We start from the raw sequence: 14,730 nt of genomic DNA on the forward strand, positions 1-14,730 counted from the left end.
TTCTCCCACTTTTCGGAGGTTTTCCATGTCAGCACACCACGATGTCCTGGTTGTCGGGGCGGGCCCGGCGGGGACCCAGGTCGCGGTCGGGCTCGTCACCGCAGGCATCACTGGGTCGATCGCCGTCCTCGGGTCCGAGCCCGGGCTTCCCTACGAGCGCCCTCCGCTGTCGAAGGCGTACCTCGTCGGCGAGGTTCCGGAGGACACCCTGCCGCTGCGCTCGGCCGCTTACTGGCTCAAGTCACCGATCGAGTTGCATTCGTCGACAACCGTCGAGTGGCTCGACCCGGCCCTTCACGCCATCCGCACCACCGACGGCCGCGAGTTCACTTACGGGAGCTTAGTGTGGGCCGCGGGCTGTCGCCCGCGCGTGTTGCCTGTCCCTGGGGCGGACCTGAGCGGAGTGCTCGGGCTGCGCACCCTGGACGACGCCCGGTGGTTGCGCGGCAAGCTCGGTCCGGACAGCCAGGTGGTGGTGATCGGCGGCGGATACATAGGCCTGGAGGTCGCTGCCTCAGCCACAAAGCTCGGTGCCTCGGTGACCGTGCTGGAGGCCCAGGACCGCGTGCTCGCCCGGGTCGCCGGTGCCGAACTGTCGACATTCGTTACCGATCGGCATCGAGCCGCCGGCGTACGGATCGAGCTGAACGCCACCGTGACCGAGATCGTGGGGGATGGCAAGCGTTGCACGGGGGTGCGGCTGGCGAACGGCGAGACGCTACCTGCGGACGTCGTGGTCGTCGGAATCGGCGTGGTCCCCAATGTGGAGCCCGTCGCCGCGGCGGGGGCGGACGCTCCCAACGGTCTGCTCGTCGATGTCCACGGGCGCACCACTCTGCCCGACGTGCTGGCAGCCGGCGACTGCGCTCTGATGGGCACGGACGGGCTCCGCCTCGAGTCGATCCCGAACGCCGCCGCCCATGCCAAAGCCGTCATCGCGACGCTCACCGGCGAACCTCGTCCCGGCGCCGAGGTGCCGTGGTTCTGGTCCAATCAGTACGACCTTCGGCTGAAGACCGCGGGCGTCCTCGCGGGCTACGACGCCACCGTCGTCCGGGGCGACCCCGCGATGGGCCGGTTCGCGGTCGTGTACCTGGCAGGCAACGTGGTCGTCGCCGTCGACACCGTAAACTCCCCCAAGGACTTTACACAGGCCAAGCAGTTGATCGGCCTGGACGTCCGAGGCATGATCGAGGCACTGACAGATCCAACCGTCGACCTGAAGGAAGTGGTGCGGCAGGGGGTAGCGGTCTAGATGTACCCGGCCAGGAGGTTGGTGGCAGTGGTTGGGTTGCGGAAGGGGAGAACCTCCGGGCTCAGTGGAGATATCTGACGTCTTCACAATCACGGAGGTTCTCGTGTCCCGTAATGCCGGCCCGAGGGCGATGCGGGATGCGCATTGGAGGTGGAAGTATTTTCTTGGGTCAGTCCCTCAGATCCTGATGCTCCAGCACTTCGTGCCTGTAGTGGAGCAGGAACTCATGCTTGAAAGGCCAATCCAAGGGGAACGCGATCAAGGCCGCGATTGCCCATGGGTAGACGCGCCGTGATCCGATCAGCAGGGCAACGACGATGGCAAGCTTCACGATCCCGTGCACTAGCAGGTAGGCCGCGACGAACGCCGAACCGATAGGAGGGCCATCAGGCGAGGATCGCTCGCGGCTGCCTCTTGCGCAAGTTACACCCGCCCCGGACGATCTGCCCGACATCGTCGTTATCTTTTTTCAGAAAGAAATTGAGTTACCTTGCAATCGTATCCAGCCCTCCTATACGTTGATCTTCCCTAATGGCGGAGGCCGGATTCCCGAAGACGTGCCTTCGACGCGTTGCGTGTCTTCGCGTCCCTGCATAAGACCAGTCTTAACCACCAGGCCCGTGAGTCCAGCCGACTCGCCCCACCCGTGACTATTTCAGCAGTCTCCTAGACTAGCCGTCCTTTCGTCGTCTGCCGTGGACGGAGCCTAGGTGTCCTCCCGGGTAAGCCCCTTTATGTGTGTGGTCAACAATGCAGATGTTAATGAAGTCCCCAGGTCTGTCGGACTTGCGATACCGGGACACGAATCGGCCTGAAAAATTTCCCTTCACCCTTGTGTTGCTGTGTTTTCTGTGGTGGTTGGTTGTGGGCGTCGTTCTGGTAGGGGACCACCCGCTGGGCTGAGGGGCCGGAGTGCAACCTGGAGAACAGGCGCCGGGACGAAAACTTCGTCCGAACAAAACCCGTTTAGTGCGTGAAAAAGCAGCATTCCGCCAACATCACCGCAGGTCAGAGCCTTGGCCCACCCCGAAGCCACGAGCCGTGAGCCAAGTCAGGTGAGCACCTCAAGCAGCATGAGCGTGCGTTCGGCGGCTTCCACAGCGGTGTGCGGCTCCACCACTAACCTCGCCAGGGCCCCGGGCACGAATGCCGACCCGTCGTCGGAGTCTATCTCGATGCCGACGAAACGGGACCCGCCAGGGTCACGCAGCTCGTTGAGCACCCGTTCACTCTGCTCACCGAGGACACTGATTCGCAGCGCGGCGAGGTGCGCAGAACCGGCCAGGTGGTTGATGTGCGCGAAGGGGATCGAGTGCAGTGCCGGATCCAACGACACCGACACGAGCGAGTTCGCGGGCATTCCGAGGATCCGTCCGCGGACTTCCGCGGCCACGACCGACAGTCCGGTCGGGAAGCCCGCGAGCGCGCGCTGGCATGGCTCTGGTGTGGGCTGTGTTACGAGATCCGGGGGTCCAGTCCGTACTGGCGCTCAATGCCAAGGTGGTCACGAAGGGTTGTGCCCTCGTAGTCCTGGTGGAAGAGTCCGCGCTCCTGGAGGATCGGTACGACCTCGTCGACGAAGGTGTCGATGCCGTCCTTGTAGATATCGATGGATACCCAGAACCCGTCGACGGCGCCCGATTCGAACCACTCCTGCATGTGGTCTGCCGTGACGGATGCCGGCCCGATGGGCGTCGGGTGGTAGTCGATGACGCCGTGGGCGAGGATCTCGCGAATCGTCCAGCCCTGCTTCGCGACCTCGAGCGCGCGCGGCGCGCGCGGATCGAACGGGGTCGGATGTGCGACCGCGAGCTGCTCGGGCGCGATCGGGCGATCGATCTGGGCGGGCAGCAGCTCGATGCCGAGCATCTGGCCGAGGTAGGGGAGGCGGCTCGGAAATGTGTCGGCCGCGAGCTGCATCCGCCGATCGACGGCCTCGCGCACGGTGGGTGCAATTGCGGTCATGAGGCCGGCGAAGAACTTGATCTCGTCAGGGTTCCGCCCCATCCGCTCGGCGGCATCGCGGGCCGCCTGCCGCTGGGCGCGAGCGTCGTCCATCGAGAACGTGGAACCGATGACCCCGTTCGCGTAACGACCCGCGATGCCGAGCCCATTGGCACCTCCGCCGGCCTGGAAGATGACGGGCTGGCCCTGCTTCGACGGCGGGATCGGCAGCGGCCCACGGGAGGCGACATACTCGCCGCTGAGGTTGACCGGACCGACCTTCGACGCGTCTGCGAAGCGTCCCGTGCTCTTGTCGCCGATCCAGGCATCTTCTTGCCAGCTGCCCCATAGGGCCTGGACGATCTGAATCGTCTCGTGCGCCCGCTGGTATCGCTCGGGACGGCCGGCCACCTGTGCGCCGTAGTTGGCGGCGGCGGTCGGGTCGCTCGTCGTGGCGGGGTTCCACCCCACTCTGCCATGGCTGAGCACGTCGAGCGCCTTGAATTGGCGGGCGAGGTTGTACGGCTCCATGAATGTGGTGGATCCGGTGGACACCATCCCGATGCGTGAGGTGCCGTGCGCGACTGCCGCGAGGGTGATCATCGGGTCCAGCGTCATCTGCGGCGCCTCATGCGTCAAGTCAGTTGAGAGGGCCGGGGTGTCGGGGACGAAGAGGAACTGTAACTTGCCGCGCTCCGCGGCCTGGGCGAAGCGAACCATGGCGTCGAAGTTTGTGTAGTCGAAGGGGTCGACGTTGGGGGCGCGCCACGCTGACACCTGCGCTCCGTACCCGTTACCGAACTGCATGCCGAGCAGCATCTTTCGCGTAGTCATAGGGACTTCTTTCTTTCTCTGAATCGGTGTCGGGCGTGGAGTCCCGCGGCGACGAGGGCCGCGAGTGTGTGGTCGGTGAAGCCTGCTGGTGACGTTGCCGATGTTGGACTTAGGGTGATGGCGGATTGCTGAGCCGAGCCACCAGTATATGACAGTCACTGCCACTTAGGCAGCGATGTACACTTTTAGACATGAATGGGCCTTCTCCAGTCGCCGCGGCGCCGCTGGGTCTTCGCGAGAGGCGCCGCCGGGAGACGCTACGTGAAGTGTCGGATGCCGCGCTGCAGTTGTTTGAACGCAACGGTTTTACGGAGACCACGGTCGATGACATCGCGGATGCGGCCGGAATCTCTCAGCGTACCTTCTTTCGGTACTACGCCACGAAGGAACAGGCCGTCTGCGTCAACGACGTAGGCTTGGGCGCCGTGATGGATGAGACGGTCGCGGTGATCCGCAGCGGCGCACCGGTCGTCGCGGCCCTCGAAGACGCGTGGATGCGACTGTTCGGTGAGTTCGACGCACGGCCCGAGGAGCACCGCCGGACGCTACGGGTACGACGTCTGGTGCAGAGCGAGCCCGCACTTCTGGCGCGAACGCTGGCCAATGAAGCCGAGCGCATCGACGAGTTGACAGATGCCGCCGTCGACGCCGCTGGCGCAAGCGCCGACGTGCTCACCGCCCGCGCGCTGGTGGCATTGGTCTCGACGACAACTCGCCTCGCGTTCGACGAATGGGCTCGCAGGGCCGAGATGGGGGCCGATGCCAGCGTGCGCGACATCTATCTGGAGTTGCGGCGCGGGCTCGGAACTTACGCCCGACACCTCACCGGCGAACTACTCTGAGCCTGTTCTGCCGCGAAGGTCTACGACCAATCAGGAATCCTCGCGACAGCTAAGAGACTGCTGAACTAAGTGGTTGTGGGGCGGGCGGAACGCCATCAAGTGGCCGTCTAGCGGCCTGTTCTGGTCAGCACCCTTGGGTGCGAAAACGGGGAGGTTCCGCCCCCTTGGCTTCATTCTGCCTCAGAAGCTGGTGCCTCATCCAGGTGATTTTTGTTGGTGGGGATCTAACCACCAGGCCCACCAGTCCAGCCATCGCGCCCCAAATTCAGCCGATTAATTCAGCAGCCTCCTAGTAGTACTTTGTTGGGTTCTTTGGCCAGGGTCCTTTTAATCGCCGGCCCGGCGGGTAGAGAGTGGTCTGGTCCAGGCGTTATGGGCTGCAACGACGGTGACAGTCACTGCCCGTCCGTTCCGGGAGGAGCTCGTTGAGCTAAGGCCGTGGGCAAGGTCGCATTCGCGTACCCGGCACAGGCGCTCTGGGCAGTGCACCTTCCCGCCTTCGCGCTCACTTCGACGCTGGTTTATGGACAGGATCCGGGTTTCTCGGAGGCACAGGCCGACGGCCGCGCCACGTTCTCGGAATCCAAATGGTCTGAGGCGCTGGGGAAGGTGCTCGAGATGAGGGGCCGCGGCTGCTTTCAGCAAGGCTTCCTGGGCACACCCATCGAGCAGGCCGCGGATTAAGTCGCCAAAGGCAGTGCTTTCGCCGTGATCTCGACCTCCGCAACCTTGGGCACAGTCGCGGCGGCCGCAGGAGATCCCGGGAACATCGGAATGTTCGTGCTACCCGCCACGGAGAACCCGAAAGACACCTGGGTGCCAGCTAGTGCTGGCAATGGCTTGTCCGTGAACTCAAAGGTCAAGAATCCTGTAGGGGCGATGCGCTTCATCGAGTTCTTGAGTAAGCCGGAAGAGGCGGCGGCTGCCGACGCTCAGAACGTGGCACGAGTAATCGCGAGTGCCTGGACGCATTCCGCGGTGCTGGATCCACTTTTCGAGAAGATCGACGCCGGCCGGGCGGCCGCACTCATTGACCAGACATGGCCAAATCCTGAGTTGGCCGTGAATGAGCAGGAAGAATACAGAAGCTCCTCGGCGATGGGATGACGATAGCTGATTTGCTCCAGCGGATGGATGAACTATTTCCTGAGAAAAAGTGACATGTCTCGTGCGGCCTCCTGCCTGATGCTTCGGAACAGGCAGGAGGCCGCACGGCGGGCAGGTCACCTCATGCCGGCCGCCAAGAAACCGTCGGCCAGATCGAGTATTACTCCCGGGCGATGGAAGCACCCGGATCCCTGAAGCAGCAACCCGTCTCGCGGACCAGGCCCGTGAAGGAGGCTGGATCCATGAGGAGTACCTCGCCGCTGTCCTGTCCCGGGAAGTCGCAGCCAGGGAAGCATCCGGAGCCGAGATCAGGGCCCGGGCCGCCGGGTTCCCGGCCCCGGAAATCACTCGAGGACTTCGACTTCGATCACCAGCCCGGACTCAAACGCGACACCATCGCGTACCTGGCCACCGGGACTTTCCTCACCGAAGCATCCAACATCGTCCTGCTCGGACCGCCGGCACCGGCAAAACACACCTCGCCACCGGCCTGGGCCTGCGGGCCACCCAGCTCGGTCCCCGGGTCCTGTTCGCCACCGCCATCGAGTGGGTCGCCCGGCTCCAAGCAGCCCACCAGAACGGCAGGCTGCCCCAGGAACTAGTCAGGCTACGCCGCTAGGGACATCCGCATAGATCGATGAAGACGGCTACATCCCCTTTCGAGCGGGACGCCGCGAACCCGTTCTTCCAACTGGTCTCATCCCGCTAAGAGCACGCCTCACTGATCCTGACCTCTAACCTGCCCTTCGTCCGCTGGGGCGACGTCTTATGCGATCAGGTCGTCGCGTCGGCCATGATCGACCGCATCGTCCATCACGCCGAAGTTATCCCCCTCAAAGGCTCCAGCTACCGCCTCAAACACACCCAAGTCGACTCGCTGCCCTCGACAAGCCCCGAAAATACGGCAGAATAACCAAGGTCAAAGTGGCTCACTTTTCAGCCCGCGAAACGGCTCACTTTTCGACCATCGCTGACAGAAGTCATTACTGGCAACGTCGAGCACGGTGAGCCAGCGCAGTGCATCTCGATATCGATATAGCCGTGGGCCGGCCGAAGCAAAGCAGATACTGCGAAGGTCGTGGCGCTGACCGGCATCCGTTGAGGGCCGGTGGGCTCGGCACAGGCGGAACGGCGCTTCGCGCGGCACAATGGGCTTTGCGCGTCGCGCAGACGCATCCACTCAACGCCGGCCGATGCGCACGAGCCCCATCGCGGACGGGCCGCCCCGGTCAGCTGGCTGGGTGAGCGGGTTTGACGTTCCGGAAGCCGTGCACGAAGTGATAAAGCACCCCGGCGAGAAAAGTGACGACGGCGAGAACGCCGAACATTCCGCGGAAGCCGGTCAGCGGCAGCAGCACACCTAGAACGAGCGGACCGACTCCGAAACCGGTTTCCATCACCACGAAGAACGTCGACGTCGCGACGCCGATCCGGTTCCGGGGTGACATAGTGACGGCGATAGCCTGCGCGCTCGGCAAGAGACTACCGAAGCCGAAGCCCATGAACACGGCGGAGAGCACCACAACGAACCAGTCGGGTGCGATCCCGAGAAGGCCGAGGCCAACAGCGAAGGAGAGCAACGCCGGGTAGATCGCGGCATTGTCACCGAGACGATCCTGCATCCGGCCGACGAAGAGGCGTGAGATGAGCGTGACGGTTGCGTAGACGAGAAAGAACGCGCTGGCCGCCACGACCATGTTCTCTGCCTGGGCGAAGGAGTTGAGGAATGTCAGCACCCCGGAGAAGCCGATCGCCGCAACGAACATGACGCTGCCCATCGCCAGCGCCGCCGGCTCGAACATGTCGATGGGGCGCATGCGCCATTTGTTGGCGGCCTGTTCCGGCGTCGGCTGATGTTCAGGTAGACGCAAGAACAGGGCGAGGATCAGCCCAACTGCCGCAGACGCCGAGCTCACGGCGAACACCGCCTCGTACGTCACCGAATCAATGAGCAGGACAGCGAGAAATGGCCCGATGGCATTGGCCAGGGTGGCCGAAATACCAAAGTACCCGATTCCCTCGCCGCGCCGTAGGACCGGGATCAGCGAGATGATGGATGCCGCGAGGACCGTGCTCGAGGCACCTAATGTCATCCCGTGGACAGTCCGGATCACCACCAGCAGCATGAGGTTGTCCACCGGAATATAGAGAATCCCGGCGATGACGAACACGACCAGCGCGATTAGAAGCATCCGCCGTCTGCCGACGAAGTCCAGGAATTTGCCGGCGAAGATGCGGGCCAGGACCGCGCCGAGAACAAAGCAGCTCGCCGTGAGGCCGGCGGCGGACTGGGAAGCGCTGAACTGCTCAACAGCGAAGAGTGCCATCATCGTCATCAGCAGGTAGAAAACCAGGGTGATGCAGAAATTGACAGCGGAAGCGAGGACGAAGCCTGTGGACCACAGCTTCGGTTCACCCTTCGCCACGACTGCACCCTTCCGGAAGTCCGCGTCACCGGAGGTGGCGCGCGGAGTGCCAGCTTACACGACCGAGGGCTTGAGGCTGGACTCGAACCCATGATTCTTTGCATACGATCCCTATTTGGCTTGGCTGAGCCGATTACCGCTGATACGAAGGAGCGGAGGCAGCAAGGAGGCGGCTCCTCCATGAGCAGCGCGCGGTGCATTCTGTGCACGCCGAGCGAACGGGAACCAATGACCACGTCCACCCAACTGATATGTAGCCGACCTTCGGAATTTTTCAAGCTGAGCGGTACCAATGGGAGTTAGGCGGCTGACTGTTCGGTGATTTCCTTTGGCTGGTTGATCCAGGCTGGTCCTGGGAGTGCGAGGATTTTGGGATCTGCGTTGTTGGTGAAGTGTTCGGGGTGTTTCGCGCGGGCTGCTGCGAGGGTTGCCGAGCGTTCCATGGCCACTGCCGCAGCGTGGCCGTAATGGACGTTCGCTGGGGTGTGGAAGCCGATGCCGGAGTGCTGGTGATGGTGGTTATACCAGTCCACGAAGCCGCTGATAAAGGCGCCGGCGTCGTGGACTGAGGCGAAGCGTTCAGGGAATTCGGGACCGTATTTCAGCGTCTTGAACAGCGCCTCACTGTAGGGATTGTCATTGCTCACCCGGGGTCTGGAGTGGGATCGGGTGACTTCCAGATCCGAGAGCAGCGCGGCGACGGTTTTGGATGTCATGGACGTTCCCCGGTCCGCGTGTACGACTTGGGGGACTCCGTGGATCCCGAAGATTTCCTTCATCATCTCCACGGCCAGCACTCCGGAGGGTTGCGTGGACGTGCGCGCCGACGATGAACCGGGAATGGATATCGACCATCATGTAGCAGTCGAAATACTTGCCCCTGACCGGGCCGGCGAGCTTGGTGATATCCCAGGTGAACACCTGCCCCGGGGCGGTCGCGACCAGTTCAGGAACCGCCCGGGGCGGCTGTTTGGCCAGCCGGCGGCGCTCCTTGACCTGGCTGTTTTCCTCAAGCACCCGGTAAAAAGTCGACAGGGAACCCAGATAAATCCCATCATCGAGCAGCTTCGTGTAGACCTGCATGGGAGCCAGATCCACGAACTCCGGTGAGTTCAGCGCCGCCAGAATCCCGGCCCTTTCGGAGGTGCTGAGCTTGTTCTGCGGCACCACCGCAGGCTGATCCCGTAGCGGTGCCGGTTTGCGGTTCGCGGTCGTCCTGGAAACCCCGGTCAATGATGCCGCCCGGCGTGATGGAATATTCAGCTCCAGCATCGAGCGGTAGGTGGCCATCAGCGTTTCTTGGACCGGGGCCCGTCCGGCATATCCTCTGAGGCGCTCTCTAAGAACGCCTGTAGTTTTCCCATCAGGTCCAGGGCTGCCTCGGTCTTCTTCAACCGGCTCTCACTCACCTCTAACTGGCGGCGCAAACGCGCGTTCTCAGCCTGGTCCGCCGAGAGTTTTCCCGATCGATTCCCCGGCCTTCTTCCCGGCGAGGGCACCGGCGTCACGCAGCCGCCGCCACTCGGTCATCTGGGAGGAATACAAGCCCTCTTTGCGCAGGAACGCGCCGCCCTCATTGCTCTCACAGGCGGTCACGTACGCGGCCAAAAACTCGAGCTTCTGCACCGGCGTGAACGACCGTCGCGGCCGCGGACCACCGGCCCGCGGCCCAGAACTACTACTACTACTATTCACAGCACTATCTTCGCGTACTGCACCCAAAACTGGACTGGACATGATTACTGGATTCCTGGCTCTCGCCCCAGGCGATTAAACGGACTTGCTATGAGCCCCTGGTACCGTTCCAGCCTGACACGTAGGGGAGTGATGGACTACATCGAACGCTGGTACAACCGCGCCCAGGAACCCCTGGCCGCCTAACACCAACGAAACTGTCTCAAAAACTTGACGAGCGCACACAGAAAACTGTGACGCGGAAATAATCTTTCGAAATAGCGTGACGCGGAAACCATGCTGAATACGAATCTAACATCGTCATGAGTCCGATTCCAATCAGTGGCCCTTCCTCGGGTGTTCGACCATACTGTCGTAAGCAGACTGACGGGGGTCGCGCCTGGAATTGTAGAATGCCGGGTTGTGCATGGTCGCGTGACAATCGTGCCGGGATGCTGTTAGCATCCATTGAATACGATTCTAGGATCCGGGCTCATCGGCGGTACTCACCACATCCACGCGAACGACAGCAGAACGTCACCGCGATGAGCGCATCGAGAGGGGACCCTGAACGTGTCGCCTGATTCGCGTGAGAGCGTCGGCGCTTCCCTCCAAGCACAGAGAGGTATCTAATGCGGTACTACCCTGCCAGCGCAGATCCGGCCACCCGCTCGGATCTTGAACACTGCGTCGAGAAGGCACTGCGGACCAATGAGGGTTCGGTGATGCTGGGGATCTTCCTGCCGAATCAGTCGTTCAGCGAGTGGCCCACCTTGGCGCCCAATGCGACGGAGTGGACGTTCCAGCAGAACCTGGTGACGGTGTTGGCGGCGGAGGAGATGGGCATGAGCTTCGCATTGCCTCCGTCGCGTTGGGCTGGCTTGCCTGGTGACGAGATCGTGTGGCGGGGAGCGAGCCTCGACTCGATCACCTTGTCGGCCGCACTCTTGGCGGCCACGACGAAGATCACCCTACTGACCACGATGCACACCAACCTGCTCAATCCGGTAGTGGCTGCCAAGCTCGGAGTCGGGCTCGACCACATAGGACGCGGCCGCTGGGGCCTCAACGTGGTCAGCGGATGGGGCGTGCAAGAGTTCGCCTCAATGGGGGTCGAGCTGCTGGACCGCAAGCATCGTTACGCGTACACGCGCGAGTGGTTGGACGTTGTCGAGATGCTGTGGCGTGACGGCGAGGCAACGCTGGATGGCGAGTACTTCAAGATCGACAAGGCGTCCGGGCGTCCGCGACCGATGCAAGTCTCGCCCTTGATCGTGAATGCCGGCCAGTCCTACACCGGGATGCGTTTCTCAGCCGAGCGAGCAGACTACATCTTCAGTTATGGCGACAACGCGGAGAAATTCCGCCAGATCCGGGCGGAGGTCGGCACTGAGTGCGGCTTCATCGGCGCGAAGGCCGTGATCGTCGGTAAGACGACGGCCGATGCGGAGGAGCGTGCACGGCAAATCGTCGACCAGGCCGACCGTGGGGCGCTGCGAAACATGCTCGTGTCGAGCGGCGCCGCGTCTGCCGAGGACGCCGAAGAGCGCATGAGAACCCGCGAAGACGTGCATGAATTCCTCCTCGGCGACGCGATCATCGCCAGCGCCCAAGACGCCGGAACACAGCTGGCGAACTGGGCAGCGACGAACAAGATCGATGGGATCTGCCTGAACCTGTTCGACTACGTCAACGACCTTGAGCTCTTCCGCACTGACACGATTCCCGCCTTCGAGGCAGAACTCGCAAAGCACGGCAAGACCTACCGCAAGCCCTCCCTACCCGAACTCATCACGGAGCCGACGACGGTCTGATCCGTCGTTTCTATAGAGGAAGGCGCCCATGGCGTCGACAACTGTCGACTGGTCAACGGACATAGCGGAAGTGCGCGACGACGACGTTCTCATTCGCGGCCACCTGCTGACCACGATGATTGGCAAGCGCAGCTTCGGTGAACTGGCATACCTCCTCATCAGCGGCCGGTGGCCAACGCATGGCCAGGCCCACGTCCTGGAAGGCAAAGAGTTTCGTGTCCGAGCGACGCGCCGCCCGCGAACCGATCGAAGGATTCGGGCACCCGCACCACGACGTTGACCCACGAGCGCCTCTGCTGATGGGGATCGCCGATGAATATGGGGTCTACGGCGATCACTGTCTTCTGCTTGAGTCGATCGAGGCCGAGCTGGAAGCAGCCGTGCATCGAGGCCGAGTTGGAAGCAGCCAGGGTCAGAAGTGGCGTCACGTTCCCGGCAGCCAGGTCAGCTATACCGGGGAACAGCCGCAGGAGACAATGAAGCCGCAGAATCATGCTTGACGTTCGCTGTGTCAACATCAGCCCCGTGATCGAAAAAGGGTCGGAACTGCTGCATGTGCAGCGATTGAGCGACCTGCACCTATCCGACAACTCACCGAGGCCTACCCAATCGTGGTCGACAGCCTCGACCTGGACGCGTTGATAGACCTCTTCGGATAGCGCTACATTCGTGCGAGCCGGTACTGAGTACTCTGGCAAGCCCAAGTTGCGTGAGTTCTTCGGGCAGATCATGAACACGTACACGCTGACAGTGCACAGCGTTCATCAGCATCTTGTGGATCTGGCACCTGGTGCAACAATGGCGCTTGGGGGTCCAGACGGGCCATGGCGAGGTGGCGATCGACCGACAGCGCAAGAACGCCGCGTACCGGTACGACGACGAGTACTGCCGAGTCGGCGACCGATGGCTATTCCAACGCAGACAATTGCGGGACCAGTACTACACGTCGCAGAAAGAGCTGGGTCTGAGTCTCGCCGGGCGTCAGAGAGTACGCGTACCCGGAGCGGCACCGTGTGATGCGGGAATTCCCGAGGAGCTGCGGTCGTACATGGCCGCACGGCCAGGTGGAGACGACGAGTAGAAATGGATCTGCCTGAGCAGCTAGAGCTCACGCCGATCAAGCGCTAGGGCGATCCTTCAATCGTGCACATGCTGCGGCGGTGTCAGGGGTCACCAACGGCGGATCTTCGTGGCGGAGTATCGGCACTGGCCGCGTTTCCTGTGTTGACGGACCTCGGTTGGCTTCCGCCGTGTCAGTTGCTGGTCGGAGGTGCTGGGGTGCTTCTGGACGGCTCGCGTAACCTGGCCGCCAAGCTTCGGCGGTAGGGCGCGCCTCCAGCTATCAGGAGTACGACGAGATGCTGCACGTGTGGACTCTTTTCGAGTCGTTCCTGGCGGAAGCGAGTGAGGCTCTTGAAGGTATCGGCACGTTCGTCAACGATCACGTCTCAGGGCCCTAAACGCGCCGACGCGCGCTAAATTGGATACGATGCCATTTGTCCTTGACTATTCCTCTTACGTTTGATCCAACCCGATGATGCGAACAGATGAGACAAGCGCTGACGGCTTCACTGCTTGTCCTCGTGCATCTGGCGGGCAACCGCGGTGCAGAAGATCGGCGCGATCGGCTGGCAGCCACAATGGGTTGACTGCCCGCCCATCTCCGGCGTTCCTTGACGCGGGACCAGGGCACTGAAATGGCCTGCTCAAGTTTTCACGCGACGCATACTCATTCCCGTCCACTTCTGCGACCCCGCCAGTTCCTGGCAGCGAGGTTCGAACTCGGACACTAATGGCCTGCTCCGGCAGTACTTCCCGAAAGGCACTGACTTGAGTGTCCACAGTCCACAACACCTCTCCAAGGTTGCTGCTGAACTCAACCGCCGCCCACGCGAGATCCTGGGCTGGCAGAATCCTGTTGAACGACTGGCTAGACTGTCTTCATCTGCCGTAGAACCATAAATTGTTGCGACGGCTGCTGGAATCCGCCGCCGTCGCAATGGCTCACTTTTCGACCGTCCCCGACAAGCGGGACGTTCTCGCGACGCTCGGCCCGCAGCCAGATGAGTCCACCATGGCCCGCCTTACGGATCTCCGACGCGAGTACTTGCCTTCAAAAGCCGCGACGAGAGGACACCGTTCATCGAAACCGAGGAGCGCGAGGAGCTATTCGCCGCACTCGACGAAGTTGTGGCGGAGCGAGATCGGGAGCCGAGCGGGTTCTCTCGCGGCCGAGCGATCGACCCATCTCTCCGCAGTGACAGCGTGAGAAATTGGTGACGAGCATATGCCTACGGTTGCGCCCCAAATCGTTCAGCGGTGGAGGCCTGCATTTTGCTCATGTTCGTCACCTTCGTCCCCCAGGCGGCTGGCGCGCTCAGGGCTTAACAGAGGCTGATTTGGGGGACGACGCAAATTCCGCAAGCATGTCGCGAGGCAGCCGCGAAGCTGAGGGTGGCGCTGGAGATTGGCGTATCGGGCCCACGGCTCTGCTGCCGCGTTGGCATTGGCATTCATCGCGTTGACTCGTACCCAGATCCGAAATACTGTGGCCGGGAGCCGGCGTGGCACAAGCGTGTAGTGGACCGAACCGGTGCCAGCATTCCGGCCACCATWCGAYTTGCCGGCTCACGGCGTTCGGTGTCCTTGCGATCGTATTCAAAAAGTTTGACCTATACGGTTGCRATCGTATTCAGGGGCCCTGTAGGGTGGTCTAGATCACGTCAGAGGCCGCCTTTGGCGTGATGCCCGATCCCCGAAGCTGTGGGTCCAATGTGAGGAATTGAGGAATTGTTGTGAGAAAACGAAGGAGCGTGATGGCGCGCGGATCCCTG

11 protein-coding genes and 4 pseudogenes are annotated in these 14,730 nt (G+C 62.4%); 10 read left to right on the top strand and 5 right to left on the bottom strand.

What is annotated here, in order from left to right; all coding sequences use genetic code 11:
* Positions 1 to 25: 25 nt before the first annotated feature.
* Positions 26 to 1,255: an NAD(P)/FAD-dependent oxidoreductase gene (locus tag AC1DCM_RS25455; protein WP_477520161.1), complete on the top strand. Its 1,230-nt coding sequence runs from the start codon at positions 26 to 28 to the stop codon at positions 1,253 to 1,255.
* A 169-nt stretch (positions 1,256 to 1,424) separates the two neighbouring features.
* On the opposite strand, the gene AC1DCM_RS25460 is transcribed toward AC1DCM_RS25455, so the two are convergent.
* The 3 genes and pseudogenes from AC1DCM_RS25460 to AC1DCM_RS25470 form a co-directional block, all read right to left on the bottom strand.
* Entirely contained in the window at positions 1,425 to 1,709 is a 285-nt protein-coding gene (locus AC1DCM_RS25460) for a hypothetical protein (protein WP_477520162.1), read from the bottom strand.
* A 597-nt stretch (positions 1,710 to 2,306) separates the two neighbouring features.
* Positions 2,307 to 2,663: pseudogene (locus tag AC1DCM_RS25465) on the bottom strand (flavin reductase); the annotation flags it as partial.
* Between the two features lie 47 nt (positions 2,664 to 2,710).
* Positions 2,711 to 4,033 (bottom strand): NtaA/DmoA family FMN-dependent monooxygenase, encoded by a 1,323-nt coding sequence (locus tag AC1DCM_RS25470; protein ID WP_477520163.1) that lies wholly within the window; start codon positions 4,031 to 4,033, stop codon positions 2,711 to 2,713.
* A gap of 266 nt (positions 4,034 to 4,299) precedes the next feature.
* Between AC1DCM_RS25470 and AC1DCM_RS25475 the strand changes: the two genes are divergently transcribed.
* From AC1DCM_RS25475 to istB, 4 genes and pseudogenes are all read left to right on the top strand, one after another.
* Positions 4,300 to 4,875: a TetR family transcriptional regulator gene (locus AC1DCM_RS25475; protein ID WP_477520164.1), complete on the top strand. Its 576-nt coding sequence runs from the start codon at positions 4,300 to 4,302 to the stop codon at positions 4,873 to 4,875.
* A 438-nt stretch (positions 4,876 to 5,313) separates the two neighbouring features.
* Positions 5,314 to 5,559 carry a hypothetical protein gene (locus AC1DCM_RS25480; RefSeq protein WP_477520165.1) on the top strand — a complete coding sequence of 82 codons (246 nt, stop codon included), beginning with the start codon at positions 5,314 to 5,316 and terminating at the stop codon, positions 5,557 to 5,559.
* A 24-nt stretch (positions 5,560 to 5,583) separates the two neighbouring features.
* Positions 5,584 to 5,982, top strand: a complete 399-nt coding sequence (locus AC1DCM_RS25485) for an extracellular solute-binding protein (RefSeq protein WP_477520166.1) — start codon at positions 5,584 to 5,586, stop codon at positions 5,980 to 5,982.
* A gap of 173 nt (positions 5,983 to 6,155) precedes the next feature.
* A pseudogene (gene istB, locus AC1DCM_RS25490) lies at positions 6,156 to 6,895 on the top strand (IS21-like element helper ATPase IstB).
* A gap of 316 nt (positions 6,896 to 7,211) precedes the next feature.
* On the opposite strand, the gene AC1DCM_RS25495 reads toward istB, so the two are convergent.
* Complete coding sequence (locus AC1DCM_RS25495) at positions 7,212 to 8,408, bottom strand: MFS transporter (protein ID WP_442006856.1); 1,197 nt, start codon at positions 8,406 to 8,408, stop codon at positions 7,212 to 7,214.
* A 299-nt stretch (positions 8,409 to 8,707) separates the two neighbouring features.
* A pseudogene (locus tag AC1DCM_RS25500) lies at positions 8,708 to 10,145 on the bottom strand (IS3 family transposase).
* 569 nt (positions 10,146 to 10,714) lie between these two features.
* Here AC1DCM_RS25500 and AC1DCM_RS25505 point away from each other — a divergent pair.
* The 5 genes and pseudogenes from AC1DCM_RS25505 to AC1DCM_RS25525 all read left to right on the top strand — a co-directional run.
* Complete coding sequence (locus AC1DCM_RS25505; protein WP_477520167.1) at positions 10,715 to 11,896, top strand: LLM class flavin-dependent oxidoreductase; 1,182 nt, start codon at positions 10,715 to 10,717, stop codon at positions 11,894 to 11,896.
* A 28-nt stretch (positions 11,897 to 11,924) separates the two neighbouring features.
* Positions 11,925 to 12,176, top strand: coding sequence for a hypothetical protein (locus tag AC1DCM_RS25510; protein ID WP_477520168.1), 252 nt, complete (start codon positions 11,925 to 11,927; stop codon positions 12,174 to 12,176).
* On the top strand, positions 12,112 to 12,396 hold the full coding sequence (locus tag AC1DCM_RS25515) for a hypothetical protein (protein WP_477520169.1): 285 nt from the start codon (positions 12,112 to 12,114) through the stop codon (positions 12,394 to 12,396). Before AC1DCM_RS25510 ends, AC1DCM_RS25515 begins: the two co-directional genes overlap by 65 nt.
* A gap of 290 nt (positions 12,397 to 12,686) precedes the next feature.
* On the top strand, positions 12,687 to 12,977 hold the full coding sequence (locus tag AC1DCM_RS25520) for a hypothetical protein (RefSeq protein ID WP_477520170.1): 291 nt from the start codon (positions 12,687 to 12,689) through the stop codon (positions 12,975 to 12,977).
* Between the two features lie 481 nt (positions 12,978 to 13,458).
* Positions 13,459 to 13,858: pseudogene (locus AC1DCM_RS25525) on the top strand (IS30 family transposase); the annotation flags it as partial.
* Positions 13,859 to 14,730: the final 872 nt, after the last annotated feature.

Source organism: Paenarthrobacter sp. 10N417, from assembly GCF_056394745.1.

Excerpts from the sequence above, each read along its gene's own strand:
- AC1DCM_RS25470 (WP_477520163.1), bottom strand. The coding sequence starts at position 4,033 with ATGACTACGCGAAAGATGCTGCTCGGCATGCAGTTCGGTAACGGGTAC.
- AC1DCM_RS25505 (WP_477520167.1), top strand. The coding sequence starts at position 10,715 with ATGCGGTACTACCCTGCCAGCGCAGATCCGGCCACCCGCTCGGATCTT.
- AC1DCM_RS25455 (WP_477520161.1), top strand. The coding sequence starts at position 26 with ATGTCAGCACACCACGATGTCCTGGTTGTCGGGGCGGGCCCGGCGGGG.
- AC1DCM_RS25510 (WP_477520168.1), top strand. The coding sequence starts at position 11,925 with ATGGCGTCGACAACTGTCGACTGGTCAACGGACATAGCGGAAGTGCGC.
- AC1DCM_RS25460 (WP_477520162.1), bottom strand. The coding sequence starts at position 1,709 with ATGTCGGGCAGATCGTCCGGGGCGGGTGTAACTTGCGCAAGAGGCAGC.